Genomic DNA, 16,836 nt, shown 5'->3' with positions numbered 1-16,836 from the left:
GATAGATTTTGTTTAAATCAGCGGTGATGGCGGAGCGCGTTAATCCGTGCCTCAAGGCGTTCGGTGGCATCGCGCAGTTGGTCAACGGCTTCAAGAAAACCCTCTATCTCAGCACGAGGCGGTAAGATGCCCAACTCTTCTTGGAGGTATTCTACACTGTTGGCTGTCAGGCTGTGTTGGATGTTGCTAGCCTGCTGTTTTTGGTTACGAATAAAGCTCGCCAAAGGCTGAGCAAAGGTGTCGCCAACTAGGTCGCCGAGCCAGGCTTCCCAGTCAATACTGAAATTTTTCAATAAGTTACTGAACTCTGTTGCCAGGCCTGTATCACCACTGATCGAGATGCCCTTTCCAAAGAGTTTATCGCTAGAGTTTTTAGCGCTAGCCATCTGGATAAAATCCTGGGCTTTGCCTGTTAGGGTGAGATCGGCAGGACCCTCGCTATGCAAAAAAAGATCAAGGCCAGCGGTGCCAGGAAACAGCGTTATTGTCAGGGTTGGCTGGTTGATCTCCAGGCGTATTGCTTTGCCTGACAGTGCAGCAAGGCGCCTTAGGGTTCTGGGGTCCTGTTGCAGTAGCTGATTAAGGCTGGTTTCAGCGCTACCCAACAGGGCAGCAGACAACATCTGCACAGACATAGGTGCTCCCTCAGGGTTTGATGCCGGTATGCAGGGCAACTACACCGCCGGTCATATTCTCGTAGCGACAATTGACCAATCCTGCGGCCTCCATCATCGTCTTCAGGGTTTCCTGATCCGGATGCATGCGGATGGACTCTGCCAGGTAGCGATAACTGTCAGCATCGTTAGCAATTATTTTGCCCATTTGCGGCAGAATATTGAACGAGTAAAAATCATACAGCTTGGTCAGGGCCGGGTTCTGTGTTTTGGAAAATTCCAGCACCATCAGCTTGCCGCCAGGCTTCAATACCCGCTGCATAGAGCGCAGGGCGGCATCTTTGTCGGTGACATTACGCAGGCCAAAGGCGATGGTGATAATATCAAAGGTGTTGTCGGCAAATGGCAGGGCCTCGGCATTGGCCTGGATGTATTCTACATTACCGGCTGTTCCGCTATTGATCAGCTTATCCCGCCCCACCTTTAGCATGGAGTCATTGATGTCGGCCAGCACAACCTTCCCGCTTGGGCCGGTGATTCGAGAGAATTTTTTCGTCAGGTCGCCAGTGCCGCCAGCTATGTCGAGGATGCAGTGACCGGTACGCGCACCACTACGTTCAATGGTGATACGTTTCCACAACCTGTGTACACCACCTGACATCAGGTCATTCATGAGATCGTATTTTCCAGCTACAGAATGAAAAACATCGGCAACCTGGCGCACTTTTTCCTCAGCCGGTATTTGCCGAAAACCGAAATCGGTGGTGTTGTGCTGATTTTTCTCGTTCATGCTGTCTCTGCCTGTTGAGTGAAGTTGGCATTGTAGCGCTGACAAACGGGTTTGTCCTGTTATTAACTGTGGGGTATTAACCACGGGAGCTTTAACTGCGGGCAATCAGTCCGCCATCACGTGAGCCACCGCTTTCCGCCAGCTTGGTCAAATAGCGCTGCCAGTAATCAGCGTGATTATGCGCCAGATCATGCAGGTATTCCCAGGTATACAAGCCCGAGTCATGACCATCGTCAAAAACTATTTTCAGAGCGTAATTACCGCTGGGCTGAACAGAGCGGATAGCGACCAGTTTTTTGCCAGTTTGCAGCGTTTCCTGTCCTATGCCATGTCCACGTACTTCGGCAGAGGGGGAGTGTACCCGCAGGTACTCGGCTGTTAGTTCGAAGGTGCCGTCTTCGTAGACCAGTTCCAGTGTTCTGGATTTAAGGTGCAAGCGGACATCTTTGGGTAGTGGAATCTGAATCATAACCGCTCCATTAGGCTTGTAATTCGGGCGGCAGAGCCGCACGGGGTCTTACAGGATGTAGTGGCTGAGGTCTTCATTGTGGCTGAGTTCGGCCAGTTGCAGATCCACATAAGCCGCATCAATCAGAATATTGTCACCAGAGCGATCCGAGGCAGCATAAGACAGTTCGTCGAGGAGTCGCTCCATCATCGTATGCAGGCGGCGGGCACCGATATTTTCAGTTTTTTCGTTCACCTCGTAAGCCAGTTCAGCAATACGGCTGATGCCATCCTCAGAAAATTCGATTTGTACACCCTCCGTAGCCAGCAGTGCTTTGTACTGCTCGGTCAGTGAGGCGGTAGGCTCGGTGAGTATGCGACGGAAATCGTCCGGCGTGAGTGCTTTTAGCTCTACGCGGATGGGTAGACGTCCCTGGAGTTCAGGAATAAGGTCTGAGGGTTTGGCCAGATGAAACGCACCGGAGGCGATAAACAGGATATGATCAGTTTTCACCATGCCATATTTGGTGGTGACCGTGCAGCCTTCAATCAGTGGCAGCAGGTCGCGCTGAACACCTTCACGGGACACATCGGCTCCGCCGGACTCACCCCGTTTACAGACTTTATCTATCTCATCCAAAAAGACTATACCGTTCTGCTCAACCTTGTAGACAGCTTGTTGCTTGATGTCATCTTCTTTGATCAGCCTGGCGGCTTCTTCATCGGTCAGCAATTTTAACGCTTCTTTTACCTTGATGCGGCGTGATTGTTTACGCTGCTGGCCCATGCTGGAGAACATGCTCTGCAATTGGCTGGTCATCTCTTCCATGCCGGGAGGCGCCATGATTTCCACACCGACTTTAGGCTGGGCGACTTCAATGTCGATCTCTTTATCATCCAGTTGCCCTTCCCGTAGCTTTTTGCGGAAAATCTGACGGGTGGCGCTATCCGTGCGGGACTCATCGTAGGGCTGGGGCTGGCTGTCACGTGCTTGAGGTAGCAGAGCATCCAGAATACGATCTTCGGCCAGGTCTTCGGCTTTGATGCGTACCTTGCCCATGGCTTCTTCACGGACCATTTTTACGGCCATCTCCACCAGGTCGCGGACAATGGTTTCAACATCACGGCCAACATAACCGACTTCAGTGAACTTGGTGGCTTCGACCTTGATAAAGGGGGCATTCGCCAGGCGCGCCAGGCGTCGGGCAATTTCAGTTTTACCCACACCGGTCGGGCCGATCATCAGGATGTTCTTGGGGGTGACTTCTGGACGCAATACTTCATCCAGTTGCATACGACGCCAGCGGTTACGCAGCGCAATGGCTACGGAGCGTTTTGCCTGTTCCTGGCCGACAATATGACGGTTCAGTTCGTGGACGATTTCACGGGGTGTCATGTCAGACATCAGGCTGTTCCTCCAGCGATAGATTCCAGCTGTTCAATAGTCAGATTATTGTTGGTGAATACACAGATGTCGGCGGCAATATGCAGGCTTTTCTCTACAATTTCTCGCGCGTCCATCTCGGTGTTGTTCATCAGTGCTTTGGCGGCGGCTAGTGCATAATTGCCACCGGAGCCTATGGCTACAACGCCGTCTTCCGGTTCAATCACATCACCATTACCGGAAATCAGAAAGGTTTTGTCCTTGTTAGCAACCAGCATCAGGGCTTCCAGTCGCCGTAGTACACGGTCACTTCGCCACTCACGTGCCAGATAAATCACTGCATTGACAATGTTACCCTGATGTTTGTCGAGCTGTTGCTCAAACAGATCCCTGAGAGTAATGGCATCGGCCGTACCACCAGCAAATCCAGTGATAACCTGGTGTTTTGCCAGGACGCTGACTTTACGTGCTGTGCCTTTCATGACGGTGTTGCCCAGTGAAACCTGGCCATCACCCCCAACGACCACCTGATTACCTCGGCGGACAGAAACAATAGTTGTCATAGTAAATCCATTCCCTAGTGCGTTAATCTTGTTGATATGGATGCGCAGACGGGTATTTCAAGTGAGAAACACCACCCGCCTACAGAATTTTCCACTCGCGAAGGCTTAATCCAGTGGTATGGGTAGGGGAGTGATCCCCAGGCTGGTTAACTGGTTGCGAGCTCGGTTTAGCTCGGTTCGATTATTGAATGGACCGGTTCTGACGCGATACCAGATGCCATTGTCACCCTCAACGCGGGAGGTGTGCACATTGGGCAAGCCACTTAACAACAGTTCTGCACGCATGCGTTCGGCATCGGCTTCGGCTCGAAATGAGCCGGCTTGAAGCAAGTGCCGAGATTGTGCCTCAGGGGCATCACGCGGGGTCGAGTGGTAAACATTCTGGGGCCCTTGTACTTCAGATCGCGGTAAGATGTCGTAGAAATCAAACCGGGCCTCTGGTGCTTCTGGCGGTGGAGGCATCTCGGGTGTCTCTACGCTAGGCACTACCACAGCAGGTTCTGTCGGTAGGACGGGTGTAACCTGTACAGGCTCTGCTGGCCGCGTGGGGGCAGGTTGACGCACGGGCTGGGTATCTGTACTGGTCGGCCCTTGAGGTCCGGACGCTATGAGTGTTTTTAGCAAATAAATGAGCCCAATCAGCGCCGCTGCGGCCAGTAGTGCTCGAGGCCACCAGGGTTTGCGTCGAACCGGTGGCTTCGTCGGTTGGCGTTTGGGAGCAGAGCGGCTTGCGGAGGTGCCTCGGCGCCGCTTCTGGGCGTAATCCTGTCGGGCCATGGATTACATTTGCTCCGGTGCGGAGGTGCCGAGCAGTTCCAGCGCGTTGGCAAGTACCTGACGTACCGCCACACTAAGGGTTAACCGAGCGTTGCGCAGTTCGGCTTCATCGATCAGCATTTTATGACCGTTGTACCAGGTGTGATAGTCGCCAGCCAGTTCGCGCAGGTAATTGGCCAGCAGGTGCGGCTCATAATTCAACGCGGCGTTCTGCAGCACTTCTGGATAGAGTGATAGCTTGGTGATCAGGTCTTTTTCAGCTTCGCTGTCCAGGCGCTTGAGTTCCATCAGGCCCTGCTGCTGATCCCATTGCAGTCCTTCGGCTTCCAGCTTGCGCAGGACTGAGCAAACACGGGCATGCGCATACTGAATATAGTAAATGGGGTTGTCTTTGGATTCTGACTTGGCCAGCTCCAGATCAAAGTCCATATGCTGCTCGGCCTTACGGGTGACGTAGAAGAAACGGCAGGCATCTTTACCTACTTCGTCACGCAATTCACGCAGAGTGACAAAAGAACCGGAGCGGGTGGACATCTGTACACGCTCAGTACCACGGTACAGGATGGCAAACTGCACCAGTTTTACAATCAGGCGTTCAGGATCATGACCCAGTGCGGAGATGGCGGCCTTGACGCGGGTAATATAGCCATGATGGTCGGCACCCCAGATATTGATGACCTGATCAAAGCCCCGGTCAAACTTGTTCATGTGGTAGGCAATATCCGATGCGAAGTAGGTCGTCTGACCATTGGCACGGCGCACTACCCGGTCTTTGTCGTCACCGAAAGCGGTGGAGCGAAACCATAGATTGCCTTCTGCTTCATACAGATGGCCCTTCTCCTGAAGAATATTCAGGGCAGTATCGACATCGCCGCTGTGAGTCAGAGAGCGCTCAGAGAACCAAACCTGATAATCCACACCAAATTCGCTTAGATCCTGGCGGATATCACCGAGAATGGCATCCAGGCCAGCGTTGAAAATCAGGGTGTAATCATCACCGAGCAGCTGTTGCGCACGTTCAATCAAGGCATCAATATACTGATCCTTGTCGCCACCCTGAGGTTCATCGGCGGGAAGGTCTGCAAATACCAGTTCAGTCGGTTGCAAGAAGCGCGAACCATGTTCCTGTAGCAGGCGGTGGGCGATATCACGCACATAATGCCCTTGGTAGCCATTGCTAGGAAAGCTTAGCTCGGCTTCGAGCTCTTCCAGGTAACGCAGCCAGACGCTGGCGGCGAGAATGCTCATCTGCCGGCCGGCATCGTTTACATAATATTCTCGTTCAACTTCCAGACCGGCTGCTTCGAGTAGATCGGCGACGGTGGCGCCATAAGCCGCTCCGCGGCCATGACCTACATGCAAGGGACCGGTGGGATTGGCTGACACAAATTCCACCTGCACGCGAGGGCCGGAGTTGGGCTTGGCGCGGCCAAAGGCTTTACCCTGACTGAGAATGTCGCCGACTACGGTGTAAATAGCATCTGGATTGATAAAAAAGTTAATGAAACCAGGGCCTGCAATTTCAGTTTTGACCACCTGATCAGACGCCGGGAGTGCAGCACAGATTTGTTCGGCCAATTGCCGAGGGTTGCATCGAGCGGCTTTTGCCAGCGTCATCGCCAGATTACTGGCCAGATCACCATGGGCTTTGTCACGGGTATTTTCTATATGAATATCCGCTTGGGCATCTGGCGGCAGAGTGCCCGCCTGAATCAGTGACTGAATCGCTTGGTTAAGCAGGTCGGCTAAATGTGCTTTCATGAGTCTTCCGTTGGGTGGCAGTGTTCCGTACCGGACAGCGGTCGGATTGGACTAATCCGACATTATAATTCGTCCGGTGGTCTGAATGCCAATCTCTGAGCGCATCCTGTTATCAGAATGAGGATATATCCAGCTTCAGAATCAATAACTGTCCAATGGGTCTACATCAATTGACCAGCGCACCTTCTTACGCGCTTTGTGCTGAGTTAAAAACGTTAGTACGCGCATGAGCAACTGATGCAGGTCGCTGCGCTGGCGGCTCTGAATCAGTAGTTGCGCCCGATACAGCCCGGCACGCTTTTCCATTGGCGACGGGAAAGGGCCGGACCAGTGGCTGCCAGCCGGTGCGGCCAGTTGCTCTTCCATCATTTCACGTATGTCGCGCAGAAAGCCCTCTGCCCAGCCCTGGCGTGTCGCCTCGGCACGAATCAGCGCATGAAAACTGAAGGGGGGTAAGCCCGCGGCTTTACGCATCTGCAGTTCAGAGGCGGCAAAGGTGCTGTAGCCTTCACGAATCAGGGCGTTCAACATGGGGTGATCTGGGTGTCGGGTCTGCATCACGACTTCACCTGGGTGGTCGGCGCGCCCGGCGCGTCCGGCGACCTGTAAGACTAACTGTGCAGTTTTTTCCATGCCACGAAAATCGGCACTGAATAAACCACTGTCGGCATCCAGCACGGCTACCAGGGTAACACGGGGGAAATGATGACCCTTGGCCAGCATTTGCGTGCCAATCATAATGCACGGCTTACCCGTATGGATCTGAGCCATGAGTTGGCTCATAGCATCCTTACGTGCGGTGCTGTCGCGGTCAATTCGCAATACCGGGGTTTTGGGAAAACGATGGCATAAAAAGTCTTCAGTGCGCTCTGTGCCTGCACCTGAGGGGCGCAGGTCTTCGCTACCGCATTGATTGCAGCGTAAGGGTATGGGGGTTTGGCGGTCACAGTGATGGCAGTGCATGTGCGGTGGCGAGCGGTGCAGTGTCATGCGGGCATCACAACGGGTGCACTCATTCACGGCGCCACAATTATGGCAAATTAATGACGGTGAAAATCCACGGCGGTTGAGAAAAATCAGTACCTGCGTGCCCCCTGCCAGGTGAGTTTCGATGCGCTGTGTGAGGCTGTCAGACAGACCGCAATTGAGCGTTTCACCTCGAATATCCAGGAGCTCAAAGGCGGGTGGCATCGCCTTGCCTGCCCGGGTGGTTAATAGATTGTGACGGTAACGACCACTGAACGCATTTTGCAGGCTTTCGAGGGAGGGCGTGGCGCTGCCCATTACCAGCGGAATAGCCTCGTGTTTGGCGCGTAGCACGGCTAGATCGCGGGCTGAGTAACGAAAACCGTCCTGTTGTTTGAAAGATTGATCATGTTCTTCATCAACAATGATCAATCCTGGATAGCGCATCGGCGTAAAAATGGCAGAGCGGGTGCCGATGAGGATGCGGGCAGTGCCTTCGCGTGCCATCAACCAGGCATCCAGGCGTTGTCGATCTGTCAGCCCTGAGTGAAGGGCGACCACCGGTACTTGAAAGCGGGCTTTAAAGCGTGCCAGTGTCTGCGGTGTCAGCCCGATCTCAGGGACCAGAATCAGGGCTTGCTTACCCTCTTTGAGTACCTGCTGGATGGCTTGCAGGTACACTTCGGTTTTGCCTGAGCCGGTGATGCCTTCCAATAACAGGGTGTTAAATCCTGACCCAGCCGCAATGTCCTGTAGTGCCGTGTGTTGTTCGGCATTCAGTGTTAGCGGGGCTTCTTTTAATATGTCGCCTTCTTCACGCTCATCGGCATGCAGAGGGGTAGGATGATGGATAAAGGCTTCAGCCAGATCTTTGTCTTTTAGGGTTTTCAATAAGGGTACTGGCAGAGACTCAACCCGCAGCAGGTCTGTACTGACGCCTTGGGGGTTGCGTAGCAGTAGGGCCAGTAGTTCACGCTGTCGCGTAGCTGATTTTGATAGCGCATCGAGACTGGCGCCCTGTGTTGCTCGCCAGAGGGTTTCATGCGCAAATTCGGCGGGTTCACCTTTGCGTAGCAGTGCGGGTAGCGCTTGCGACAGGGCATCGCCTTCCGGGTAGGCATAATAACTGGCGGCCCAACGGGCTAAATAAAACTGCAGGCTGTCGAGTACGGGTGCGGCGTCCAGAATGGCGTTTGCCGGTTTGAGCTTATCCAGCGGCAGTTCAGATTGCTCGGGCAGTTCCGTGATGATGCCAATCACCTCACGTTGGCCAAACGGCACGCTGACACGGCATCCAACCTGCGGCTTCAGGGTGCCGGAAACGGGTGGCCGGTAGTCAAATAGCCGGTGCAAGGGGGTGGGGATGGCAACTCTAAGAATCAATCAGGGCTCTCATTTTGGCTGAAGGTTGGACGCTAACAGTCTAAATTCTTTTTGCTGGCGATAAAATAGCCTTTTTAGGTTGCGGGATGTACAGCCTGGCCGTATAATTTCCGCCCTTGTAATTGTACGGGTGGGTGTGCCCTTTTCAGCGGAGCGTAAAATCTCAGCGGAGCGTAAACCTGTCCAACCCTTGTTAGTGCGGTGCCTGGCAATTTGAAGCAAATAGTTCCTTCCGATCAGGTGGCGGCACATCAATAACTCCATTGAGGTTCAAAATGAAAGCTGGTATCCATCCTAAATATTCTGACATTACGATCACCTGTTCTTGTGGTAACGTCATGCAGACCAAATCCACTCTGGGTGATGACTCTATGCTGGTTGACGTCTGCAGCAGCTGCCACCCTTTCTACACAGGTAAGCAGAAAGAAGCGACTACCGGTGGCCGTGTGGACCGTTTCAACAAGCGTTTTGGTGCCCGTTCACTGAAAAAGTAACGGTTACACTGGTAATAAAGTTTTACATAAGGCATCCCTCGTGGATGCTTTTTGCATTTTAAGCACAGTGACTGTGCAGGACAGGGTGGTTATGCACCCTTAAAGGGCGGTTGTTGTCAACATGGCTTTTGGTTATGATGCAAGACCGTTTAACTACAACCTTAGTTGGAATCTGCAACCATGTCTCAAGATTTTAAGCAAGCGGCTCTAGATTACCACGAGTTTCCTCGTCCCGGTAAAATCAGTGTTGAGCTATCAACGTCTGCAGAGACGGCTCATGATCTCGCATTGGCTTACTCACCCGGCGTAGCGGAGCCGGTACGTGAGATCGCCAAAGATCCTGAAGCGGCCTATCGTTATACAGCGAAGGGTAACCTGGTTGCCGTAATTTCCAATGGGACAGCCATTCTGGGCCTGGGTGATCTGGGTCCACTGGCTTCTAAACCTGTCATGGAAGGCAAGGCACTGTTATTCAAGCGTTTTGCCAATATCGATTCAATCGATATTGAAGTAGACGCTGAAAGTCCACAGGCGTTCATCGATACGGTCGCCCGTATTGCTGAAACCTTTGGTGGCATCAACCTGGAAGACATTAAAGCGCCGGAATGCTTTGAGATAGAGCGTACGCTGATTGAGCGTTGCAATATCCCGGTATTCCACGATGATCAGCACGGTACCGCTATCGTTACAGCGGCTGGCATGATCAATGCGTTGGAGCTGGCTGGCAAAAAGCTGGGTGAAGCGTCGATTGTCTGTCTGGGTGCGGGTGCTGCTGCCAGTGCTTGTATGAAGCTGCTCATTAACATGGGCGCGAAAGTCGAGAATGTATATATGATCGACCGCAAGGGTGTGATCCACTCTGGTCGAGATGACCTGACTGCCGAAAAAGCGGCATTCGCAACTGAAACAGATAAGCGCACCCTGGATGATGCCATCGAGGGAGCTGATGTATTTTTAGGTCTGTCTGGTCCGGACCTGCTGTCACCTGAACAGCTTAAGAAAATGGCGGATAACCCCGTTGTCTTCGCCTGTGCTAACCCTGATCCTGAGATTCGGCCGGAAGTTGCTAACGCCGCCCGTCCTGATGTGATCATGGCCACAGGGCGTTCTGACTTCCCCAATCAGGTTAATAATGTACTGGGCTTTCCTTTCATTTTCCGTGGAGCACTCGATGTGCGGGCTTCTACGATCAATGAAGCGATGAAAGCTGCTGCGGTGAAGGCACTGGCCGAGTTGGCTCGTGAACCTGTCACCCAGGAAGTGCTGATAGCTTACGGTTTGCAGTCTCTGGAATTCGGCCGTGATTACATTCTGCCAAAAGCAACTGATTCACGCCTGCTGGGTCGCATTTCTTATGCGGTAGCACAGGCTGCAATCGATAGTGGTGTAGCGCGTTTGCCTATGCCGGAACACTACCCGATTCGTTGTGAATCTGAGTTGTATTGAGCAGGAAGCTTAGGATAGGAGACTCTTAACAAGAGTCATAAAAAAACCGCTAGGGGTGATTAAACGCCGTTAGCGGTTTTTTATTGGCGGATACAACCGTTAAAACACCAGCGCATCAGCGTTTCTGTACAATAGGAAGCACTGTGTATTGTGTGGGTTGTTCCACATCATGCAGTGCTCGAATGGTCAGATTATTGGGAGTGTCTTTGTGCTGTGGCAATAGACGACTGCCATCAGGATCCAGGCCAACATCTTTGAGCAGGCGTGCATCCAAATGCGCAATACTTTGCCGAGTAACTGCACGGGTAAAACAGCTTTGTAATTGGTGTAACAGCTTCAGTGGGAACATCTCTATCTCCTTTCAAAAAGGGCCGGAGATATCTTCTGAGTCTGGGGTGGGGAACTTGCACCGGAGGCCGCGAAGATATCGCGGCCGGTAAATAAATCAGATCACAGCACGCGAGACACGAGAAAACGCCATCAGCCATCGATTGGCGACGGAAATTCGGGTGCTCGGTTGTTTGTGAGTCTGAGTCATGTTGGTGTCTCAATGTAATAAAGGTCTGAATGATTTCAGACCTTCTTTTTCTAACATTACAGCGTTGCTGTCAACCAGTTAATTGTCGTGAGGACACTTAACGCCATGGACGGCGTGTATGCAGAAAACGCAGGAGCAGTTTTCTGCTAATGCCATGGGCTAGCAGTTTTCTGCTAGCGTTGCAGCAACGGCTTCAGGAAGCGACCGGTATGTGAGGCTTTCACCTCGGCCACCGCTTCAGGTGTACCCGTGGCAATAATCTCGCCGCCACCCGTACCCCCTTCGGGACCCAGGTCGATAACCCAATCAGCGGTTTTGATCACATCCAGGTTGTGTTCAATCACCACAATGGTATTGCCATGGTCGCGTAAGCGATAGAGTACGTTCAATAATTGCTGAATATCATAGAAATGCAGACCGGTAGTCGGTTCATCAAGAATATACAGCGTTTTGCCGGTATCGCGCTTGGACAACTCGCGTGACAGCTTCACCCTTTGGGCTTCACCACCTGACAGGGTTGTCGCGCTTTGGCCTAAGCGAATATAGCTGAGCCCTACATCAATCAGGGTTTGCAGCTTGCGTGCCAGTGCCGGAATGGCGTCAAAAAATTCACGCGCATCTTCCACGGTCATGCTCAGCACTTCATCAATGGTTTTGCCTTTGTAACGGACTTCCAGTGTCTCACGGTTATAACGTTTGCCGTGGCAAACGTCACAAGGTACAAAAATATCCGGAAGGAAATGCATTTCCACCTTGATGACACCATCTCCCTGACAGGCTTCACAACGACCACCCTTGACATTAAAACTGAAGCGCCCTGGTTTGTAGCCACGTGAGCGGGCTTCCTGGGTGCCGGCAAAGAGTTCACGCACCGGGGTGAAAATGCCGGTGTAGGTGGCTGGGTTAGAACGGGGTGTGCGTCCTATCGGGCTTTGATCTATATCGATGACTTTATCGAAATGATGCATCCCCTCGATGCGATCATATTCTGAGGCATCCAGGGTGGTAGCGTGGTTCAGTTCCGTGGCAGCAATCGGATAGAGGGTGCTGTTAATCAGCGTGGATTTGCCCGAGCCGGACACCCCGGTAACACAGGTAAGCAGGCCAACAGGAATTTCCAGGGTAACATCCTTCAGGTTGTTACCACGTGCACCGATCAGGCGGAGAAATTTATCAGGGTCAACCGGGTAGCGTTGTGCGGGCACTTCAATACGGCGTACCCCTGAGAGGTACTGGCCGGTGATCGAGGCAGGATTGTCCATGACCTCCTGTGGCGTGCCTGCGGCGATCACTTTACCGCCATGCACACCCGCTCCAGGACCAATATCGATAACATGATCGGCTAAGCGTATGGCATCTTCATCATGTTCTACCACGATCACGGTATTACCCAGATCGCGCAAGTGGCGCAGCGTTTCCAGCAGGCGGTCATTATCGCGCTGATGCAAACCTATGGAGGGCTCATCCAGAATATACATTACCCCGACCAGACCGGCGCCTATCTGACTGGCCAAGCGTATACGCTGGGCTTCACCGCCAGACAGAGACTCAGCGCTGCGCTCCAGCGATAAATAGTCCAGTCCAACATTGACCAGGAAAGACAGGCGCTGACGAATCTCTTTAAGGATTTTGTCAGCAATTTCGCCCTGTTTACCGCTCAGTTCCAATTGATCAAAATAGGCTTTGCTGTCGCCTATGGCCATGCGTACGATTTCAGGCAGGGTGCGACCATCAATATACACATGCCGTGCTTCACGACGCAGCCGCGTACCATGACAAGAGGGGCAGGGCTGCATGTTCAAGTATTTGGCCAGGTCTTCACGGACCATATCGGATTCAGTTTCTTTATAGCGCCGTTCCAGATTGTTCAGCACCCCCTCAAAAGGATGGTGCTTGCTGACACGGGTGCCGCGATCATTGGTATAGCTAAACTCTATCTGTTCTGTGCCACTACCCTGCAGGATCACTTTCTGCTGCGCCTGGGTCAGATCACGGAAGGGAGTGTCCATATCAAAGCCGTAATGATCCGCCACCGCTTTCAGTTGTTGGAAATAGTACAGACTGCGTCTGTCCCAGCCGCGAATGGCACCTTCTGACAGAGTTAGTGAAGGGTCATGCACCACCTTGACCGGATCAAAGTACTGTTTGACGCCTAGTCCATCGCAAGTAGAGCAGGCGCCGTGCGGATTGTTAAATGAAAACATCCGCGGTTCCAGTTCCTGAATGCTGTGACCACAGACAGGGCAGGCAAATCGGGCTGAGAAAATCAGATCATCCTTGCCCTCCTCCTCCATCCAGGCGACCCGGGCGATGCCATCGGTCAGATTCAGGGCGGTTTCAAAGGATTCGGCCAGGCGTATCTGCAGATCGTCACGTACCTTGAAGCGATCAATCACAACTTCAATGGAGTGTTTCTTGTTCTTATCCAGCGCAGGCGCGCTGTCCAGATCAACAATAATGTCATTGATGCGTGCGCGAACAAATCCCTGTGAACGCAGCTCACTGATGGTATGTAAGTGCTCACCTTTACGGCCCTGAACCACCGGTGCCAGTAGCATCATTTTGCTGCCTTCCGGCAAAGTCAGTACCTGATCCACCATCTGCGACACTGTTTGTGCGGCCAGGGGCAAGTCATGGTCAGGGCAGCGTGGCTCACCCGCGCGGGCATAGAGTAAGCGCAGGTAGTCATAAATTTCGGTGATGGTGCCGACAGTCGAGCGCGGGTTATGCGAGGTGGATTTCTGTTCAATGGAAATGGCCGGAGACAGCCCTTCAATATGGTCTACATCCGGTTTTTCCATCATCGATAGAAACTGACGGGCATAGGTGGATAGCGATTCTACATAGCGACGCTGTCCTTCGGCATAGAGGGTATCAAATGCCAGCGAGGATTTGCCGGAACCTGACAAGCCGGTGATGACGATCAGCTTGTCCCGGGGAATATCCAGGTCGATATTTTTCAGGTTGTGGGTGCGCGCACCCCGTACCATTATTTTATCCATTACCGCTCCGGTGACAGTGCAAAAACGAGCATTATAAGCCTTTAGTACATAATTTACATGAACGCTCTGTGTTCAATGGCGTGATGTGCCTGTATCTAATGACAGTTCTTAGTCAAAGGGTCATCTATCTAATTGTGTTTGTATTTCCAATTTGTTGATGAGTGCATCATAAAAGTCTTTGGCGATGCCAGACAAAGGGCTCAAATTAGAGGTTAGCACCTCTAAGGGCTCTACAATGCTGGGCGAAAAAGGTCTTATGACAACATTTGGCAATTGAAACACTTTATGAAAGTAACGATAGTTTAGAATATCAACTAAGGTGGCTCCCATACCCAGGTTAACAAAGGACAAACCGTGGATTGTTGTGTGTACTTCCAGGGTTCGATTGAATGGCAGCCCACTGTTAGCGTAAATGCGCTTCAAGGTTTTTGTGGTGGCATTCTCTGAATCGAGTGTGATCCAGTTGAGATCGACTAGATCATGTGGCTGGATGATTTCTAATTGTGCGGCTGGGTGGTCTTTGGGTACGGCGCAATAACAGGGTAAGTCAAACGCTACCGAGTCATGTTTTGACGAACTTTGAGCCTTATCGACTAGTCCTATTTGATATTGTCCTGAGGCGATGCCTTGTCGGATGGCTGAACAGCCAGATAGATGTAAGCTGACATCGACACCTGGGTTGTTGTTCATATATTCAGCGATGAGCTCGGGTAAAAATTGGTACGACGGGCCAAAGATCGTACAAATACGCAGCCTTCCAGTTTTGTTATTCTTTGCGCCCTTTATGCTGTCCTGCAGATGATTAATACCTTGTAATATGCCATAGACTTCTTCGTGCAAATACAGGGCTTCATCGGTAGGAATAAGTTTGCCGTTATTGCGTACAAACAGCTTGTAGCCTATTTCCTCCTCAAAATTTGTGAGCATCTTGCTAACCGCTGGCTGGCTAACATAGCTACGTTCTGCTGCACGAGTAATGCTTCCCGTGACGAATACTTCGTGAAATATACGCAATTTATTGATGTTCATAGGCATAACCTAAAGTTATCAGACTATTTGAAATATTCAGTGTGATTATAAATAATCTTCACATAAGATCCTAATAGTTAGTTTTTTTGACCTGCATCATGGCAAATCAAAAAAAGTCACTAAAATGGTGCGGTGGAGAGAGTTATAACCCAATTTGGTGCATTCAATAAGTCGAAAGGGGCGAGACCCAAAGGTATTATTGATAATAACTCTGGTTGAGTAATATTTATAACAAAATCAACAGTATATGAAGAGAGTAAACAATGAATAAATTTTCTATTGCGATAGCGGCAGCCAGTCTGTTTTTAGCGGCAAATAGCCATGCAAATGACAGCACATCAACCTTGAGTGCAGTAAAGGAGCGCGGTTATATCAATTGTGTTATTGGTAACTCCTTTCCAGGTTTTTACAGTTTAGATAAAGACGGTGAGTGGCAGGGAATGGATATTGATATATGCCGCGGTGTAGCAGCGGCTGTGTTTGGTGATTCCTCTAAGGTGACTTTTTTACCCGTACAGTGGGCACAAAGTTTTACCTCTATGAAAAGTGGTGCAGGTGATATTTTATCGAAAGGTATGACCTGGACGCTGTCCCGTGATGCCGGGCAAGGTCTGGATTTCTTAGATACCTATTTCTACGATGGCCAAGGCTTCATGGTGCATAAAGATTTGGGAGTTACATCTGTCAAAGAGTTACAAGGTGCGACCGTCTGTGTATTGACTGGTACATCGAGTGAATTGAATATCGCGGACTATAGTCGCGCCAACAATTTAGACATCAAGACTGTAGTGTTTGATGATTCGTCTGTGCGTAACACAGCCTTTTTTAATCACAATTGTGATGCATTAACTAACGATCGATCCGGTTTGGCGGCACAGCGTTCTGCAGCTCCAAATCCGAGCGATTATATTATTTTGCCTGAGACCATTTCCAAAGAAGCTTTGTCATTTATGGTGAGACAAAACGATAGTGAATGGGCCAATGTTGTGAAATGGACCTTCGCCGCCATGGTAGCGGCCGAAGAGCTTGGTGTGACCTCTGAAAACGTAGAAACAATGCGTGCCGAAAGCCAAAACCCAGTGGTGCGCCGTTTGCTGGGTGTGGAAGGTGATCTTCACAGAGGTTTAGGCTTGGCCGATGATTGGGCCTATCAAGTCATTAAACACGTAGGTAATTACGGTGAAATATACGAGCGCAACGTAGGCCCCAATAGCGTATTAGGTCTTGAACGTGAGAATACCCTAAATGCGTTATGGACCGAGGGCGGCATGATGTACGCTAAATCCTTCCGATAACACCTAGTCAAGGCAATAGATAGGTTTTGGCCTATCTATTGCGATTTCGTTTTTCTCCTTCGTGCGGTGCATCAATATGACCCAGTCTTCTGTAACCAAACAGCTCAAAAATGCGTCCAGGGGAACCAGATCATCAAAATTTTTGGCCAGAAGTGGCGCTGCTTTTCTGAATACCCATTCAAGTATAGCCGTTGTTCTGCAATCTATTGTGTTAGCAAGTGTTTTATTTTTTCTATGGTTTTTATTTGCCAATGCCAGTGCAAATTTAAACCTGAATTCAGATAATAACCGCAACACTCATGTGATGGGCCAGGTCGGAGAGAGGCCAGCTACCGAAATGTGGTAGC

15 protein-coding genes are annotated in these 16,836 nt (G+C 51.1%); 4 read left to right on the top strand and 11 right to left on the bottom strand.

What is annotated here, in order from left to right; translation table 11 throughout:
* Positions 1-17: 17 nt before the first annotated feature.
* The 8 genes from ubiT to ACN0R1_RS14930 all read right to left on the bottom strand — a co-directional run bounded on the left by ubiT (position 18) and on the right by ACN0R1_RS14930 (position 8,685).
* The gene (gene ubiT, locus ACN0R1_RS14965; protein WP_417584259.1) at positions 18-635 is read right to left on the bottom strand and encodes a ubiquinone anaerobic biosynthesis accessory factor UbiT; all 618 of its coding nucleotides are present in this window, start codon (positions 633-635) and stop codon (positions 18-20) included.
* A gap of 10 nt (positions 636-645) precedes the next feature.
* A complete protein-coding gene (gene ubiE, locus ACN0R1_RS14960; protein WP_417584257.1) occupies positions 646-1,404 on the bottom strand; it encodes a bifunctional demethylmenaquinone methyltransferase/2-methoxy-6-polyprenyl-1,4-benzoquinol methylase UbiE in 759 nt (252 codons plus the stop codon).
* 91 nt (positions 1,405-1,495) lie between these two features.
* On the bottom strand, positions 1,496-1,873 hold the full coding sequence (locus ACN0R1_RS14955) for a gamma-butyrobetaine hydroxylase-like domain-containing protein (protein WP_417584255.1): 378 nt from the start codon (positions 1,871-1,873) through the stop codon (positions 1,496-1,498).
* 48 nt (positions 1,874-1,921) lie between these two features.
* Positions 1,922-3,256 carry an ATP-dependent protease ATPase subunit HslU gene (gene hslU / locus ACN0R1_RS14950; RefSeq protein WP_417584253.1) on the bottom strand — a complete coding sequence of 445 codons (1,335 nt, stop codon included), beginning with the start codon at positions 3,254-3,256 and terminating at the stop codon, positions 1,922-1,924.
* A complete protein-coding gene (hslV, locus tag ACN0R1_RS14945; RefSeq protein ID WP_417584251.1) occupies positions 3,256-3,798 on the bottom strand; it encodes an ATP-dependent protease subunit HslV in 543 nt (180 codons plus the stop codon). The genes hslU and hslV overlap by 1 nt, the downstream gene beginning before the upstream one ends.
* A 105-nt stretch (positions 3,799-3,903) precedes the next feature.
* Positions 3,904-4,575 carry an SPOR domain-containing protein gene (locus ACN0R1_RS14940; protein WP_417584249.1) on the bottom strand — a complete coding sequence of 224 codons (672 nt, stop codon included), beginning with the start codon at positions 4,573-4,575 and terminating at the stop codon, positions 3,904-3,906.
* A 3-nt stretch (positions 4,576-4,578) separates the two neighbouring features.
* Positions 4,579-6,336, bottom strand: coding sequence for an arginine--tRNA ligase (gene argS, locus ACN0R1_RS14935; RefSeq protein WP_417584247.1), 1,758 nt, complete (start codon positions 6,334-6,336; stop codon positions 4,579-4,581).
* A gap of 141 nt (positions 6,337-6,477) precedes the next feature.
* Positions 6,478-8,685: a primosomal protein N' gene (locus tag ACN0R1_RS14930; protein WP_417584245.1), complete on the bottom strand. Its 2,208-nt coding sequence runs from the start codon at positions 8,683-8,685 to the stop codon at positions 6,478-6,480.
* 275 nt (positions 8,686-8,960) lie between these two features.
* Between ACN0R1_RS14930 and rpmE the strand changes: the two genes are divergently transcribed.
* The gene (gene rpmE / locus ACN0R1_RS14925; protein WP_417584243.1) at positions 8,961-9,179 is read left to right on the top strand and encodes a 50S ribosomal protein L31; all 219 of its coding nucleotides are present in this window, start codon (positions 8,961-8,963) and stop codon (positions 9,177-9,179) included.
* 180 nt (positions 9,180-9,359) lie between these two features.
* Complete coding sequence (locus tag ACN0R1_RS14920) at positions 9,360-10,625, top strand: malic enzyme-like NAD(P)-binding protein (protein ID WP_417584241.1); 1,266 nt, start codon at positions 9,360-9,362, stop codon at positions 10,623-10,625.
* 115 nt (positions 10,626-10,740) lie between these two features.
* Here ACN0R1_RS14920 and ACN0R1_RS14915 read toward each other — a convergent pair whose 3' ends face one another.
* The 3 genes from ACN0R1_RS14915 to ACN0R1_RS14905 form a co-directional block, all read right to left on the bottom strand.
* Complete coding sequence (locus tag ACN0R1_RS14915; protein WP_417584239.1) at positions 10,741-10,974, bottom strand: hypothetical protein; 234 nt, start codon at positions 10,972-10,974, stop codon at positions 10,741-10,743.
* A 362-nt stretch (positions 10,975-11,336) separates the two neighbouring features.
* Positions 11,337-14,165 (bottom strand): excinuclease ABC subunit UvrA, encoded by a 2,829-nt coding sequence (gene uvrA, locus ACN0R1_RS14910; RefSeq protein WP_417584237.1) that lies wholly within the window; start codon positions 14,163-14,165, stop codon positions 11,337-11,339.
* Positions 14,166-14,285: 120 nt separating this feature from the next.
* Positions 14,286-15,194 (bottom strand): LysR family transcriptional regulator, encoded by a 909-nt coding sequence (locus tag ACN0R1_RS14905; RefSeq protein ID WP_417584235.1) that lies wholly within the window; start codon positions 15,192-15,194, stop codon positions 14,286-14,288.
* A gap of 263 nt (positions 15,195-15,457) precedes the next feature.
* On the opposite strand from ACN0R1_RS14905, the gene ACN0R1_RS14900 reads away from it, so the two are divergent.
* Both ACN0R1_RS14900 and ACN0R1_RS14895 read left to right on the top strand, forming a co-directional pair.
* Positions 15,458-16,489 (top strand): amino acid ABC transporter substrate-binding protein, encoded by a 1,032-nt coding sequence (locus tag ACN0R1_RS14900; RefSeq protein ID WP_417584233.1) that lies wholly within the window; start codon positions 15,458-15,460, stop codon positions 16,487-16,489.
* 76 nt (positions 16,490-16,565) lie between these two features.
* Positions 16,566-16,835 carry a hypothetical protein gene (locus ACN0R1_RS14895; RefSeq protein ID WP_417584231.1) on the top strand — a complete coding sequence of 90 codons (270 nt, stop codon included), beginning with the start codon at positions 16,566-16,568 and terminating at the stop codon, positions 16,833-16,835.
* Position 16,836 lies beyond the last annotated feature (1 nt).

Source organism: Nitrincola sp. (genome assembly GCF_048264025.1).
Taxonomy (GTDB): domain Bacteria; phylum Pseudomonadota; class Gammaproteobacteria; order Pseudomonadales; family Balneatricaceae; genus Nitrincola.
Note: the sequence above shows the minus strand (reverse complement) of the source record. Positions and strands in the feature narration are given on the sequence as shown.

What these genes read in the sequence shown, in the direction of transcription:
- ubiT (WP_417584259.1), bottom strand. Translation starts at nt 635, where the DNA reads ATGTCTGTGCAGATGTTGTCTGCTGCCCTGTTGGGTAGCGCTGAAACC.
- ubiE (WP_417584257.1), bottom strand. Translation starts at nt 1,404, where the DNA reads ATGAACGAGAAAAATCAGCACAACACCACCGATTTCGGTTTTCGGCAA.
- ACN0R1_RS14955 (WP_417584255.1), bottom strand. Translation starts at nt 1,873, where the DNA reads ATGATTCAGATTCCACTACCCAAAGATGTCCGCTTGCACCTTAAATCC.
- hslU (WP_417584253.1), bottom strand. Translation starts at nt 3,256, where the DNA reads ATGTCTGACATGACACCCCGTGAAATCGTCCACGAACTGAACCGTCAT.
- hslV (WP_417584251.1), bottom strand. Translation starts at nt 3,798, where the DNA reads ATGACAACTATTGTTTCTGTCCGCCGAGGTAATCAGGTGGTCGTTGGG.
- ACN0R1_RS14940 (WP_417584249.1), bottom strand. Translation starts at nt 4,575, where the DNA reads ATGGCCCGACAGGATTACGCCCAGAAGCGGCGCCGAGGCACCTCCGCA.
- argS (WP_417584247.1), bottom strand. Translation starts at nt 6,336, where the DNA reads ATGAAAGCACATTTAGCCGACCTGCTTAACCAAGCGATTCAGTCACTG.
- rpmE (WP_417584243.1), top strand. Translation starts at nt 8,961, where the DNA reads ATGAAAGCTGGTATCCATCCTAAATATTCTGACATTACGATCACCTGT.
- ACN0R1_RS14920 (WP_417584241.1), top strand. Translation starts at nt 9,360, where the DNA reads ATGTCTCAAGATTTTAAGCAAGCGGCTCTAGATTACCACGAGTTTCCT.
- ACN0R1_RS14915 (WP_417584239.1), bottom strand. Translation starts at nt 10,974, where the DNA reads ATGTTCCCACTGAAGCTGTTACACCAATTACAAAGCTGTTTTACCCGT.
- uvrA (WP_417584237.1), bottom strand. Translation starts at nt 14,165, where the DNA reads ATGGATAAAATAATGGTACGGGGTGCGCGCACCCACAACCTGAAAAAT.
- ACN0R1_RS14905 (WP_417584235.1), bottom strand. Translation starts at nt 15,194, where the DNA reads ATGAACATCAATAAATTGCGTATATTTCACGAAGTATTCGTCACGGGA.
- ACN0R1_RS14900 (WP_417584233.1), top strand. Translation starts at nt 15,458, where the DNA reads ATGAATAAATTTTCTATTGCGATAGCGGCAGCCAGTCTGTTTTTAGCG.
- ACN0R1_RS14895 (WP_417584231.1), top strand. Translation starts at nt 16,566, where the DNA reads ATGACCCAGTCTTCTGTAACCAAACAGCTCAAAAATGCGTCCAGGGGA.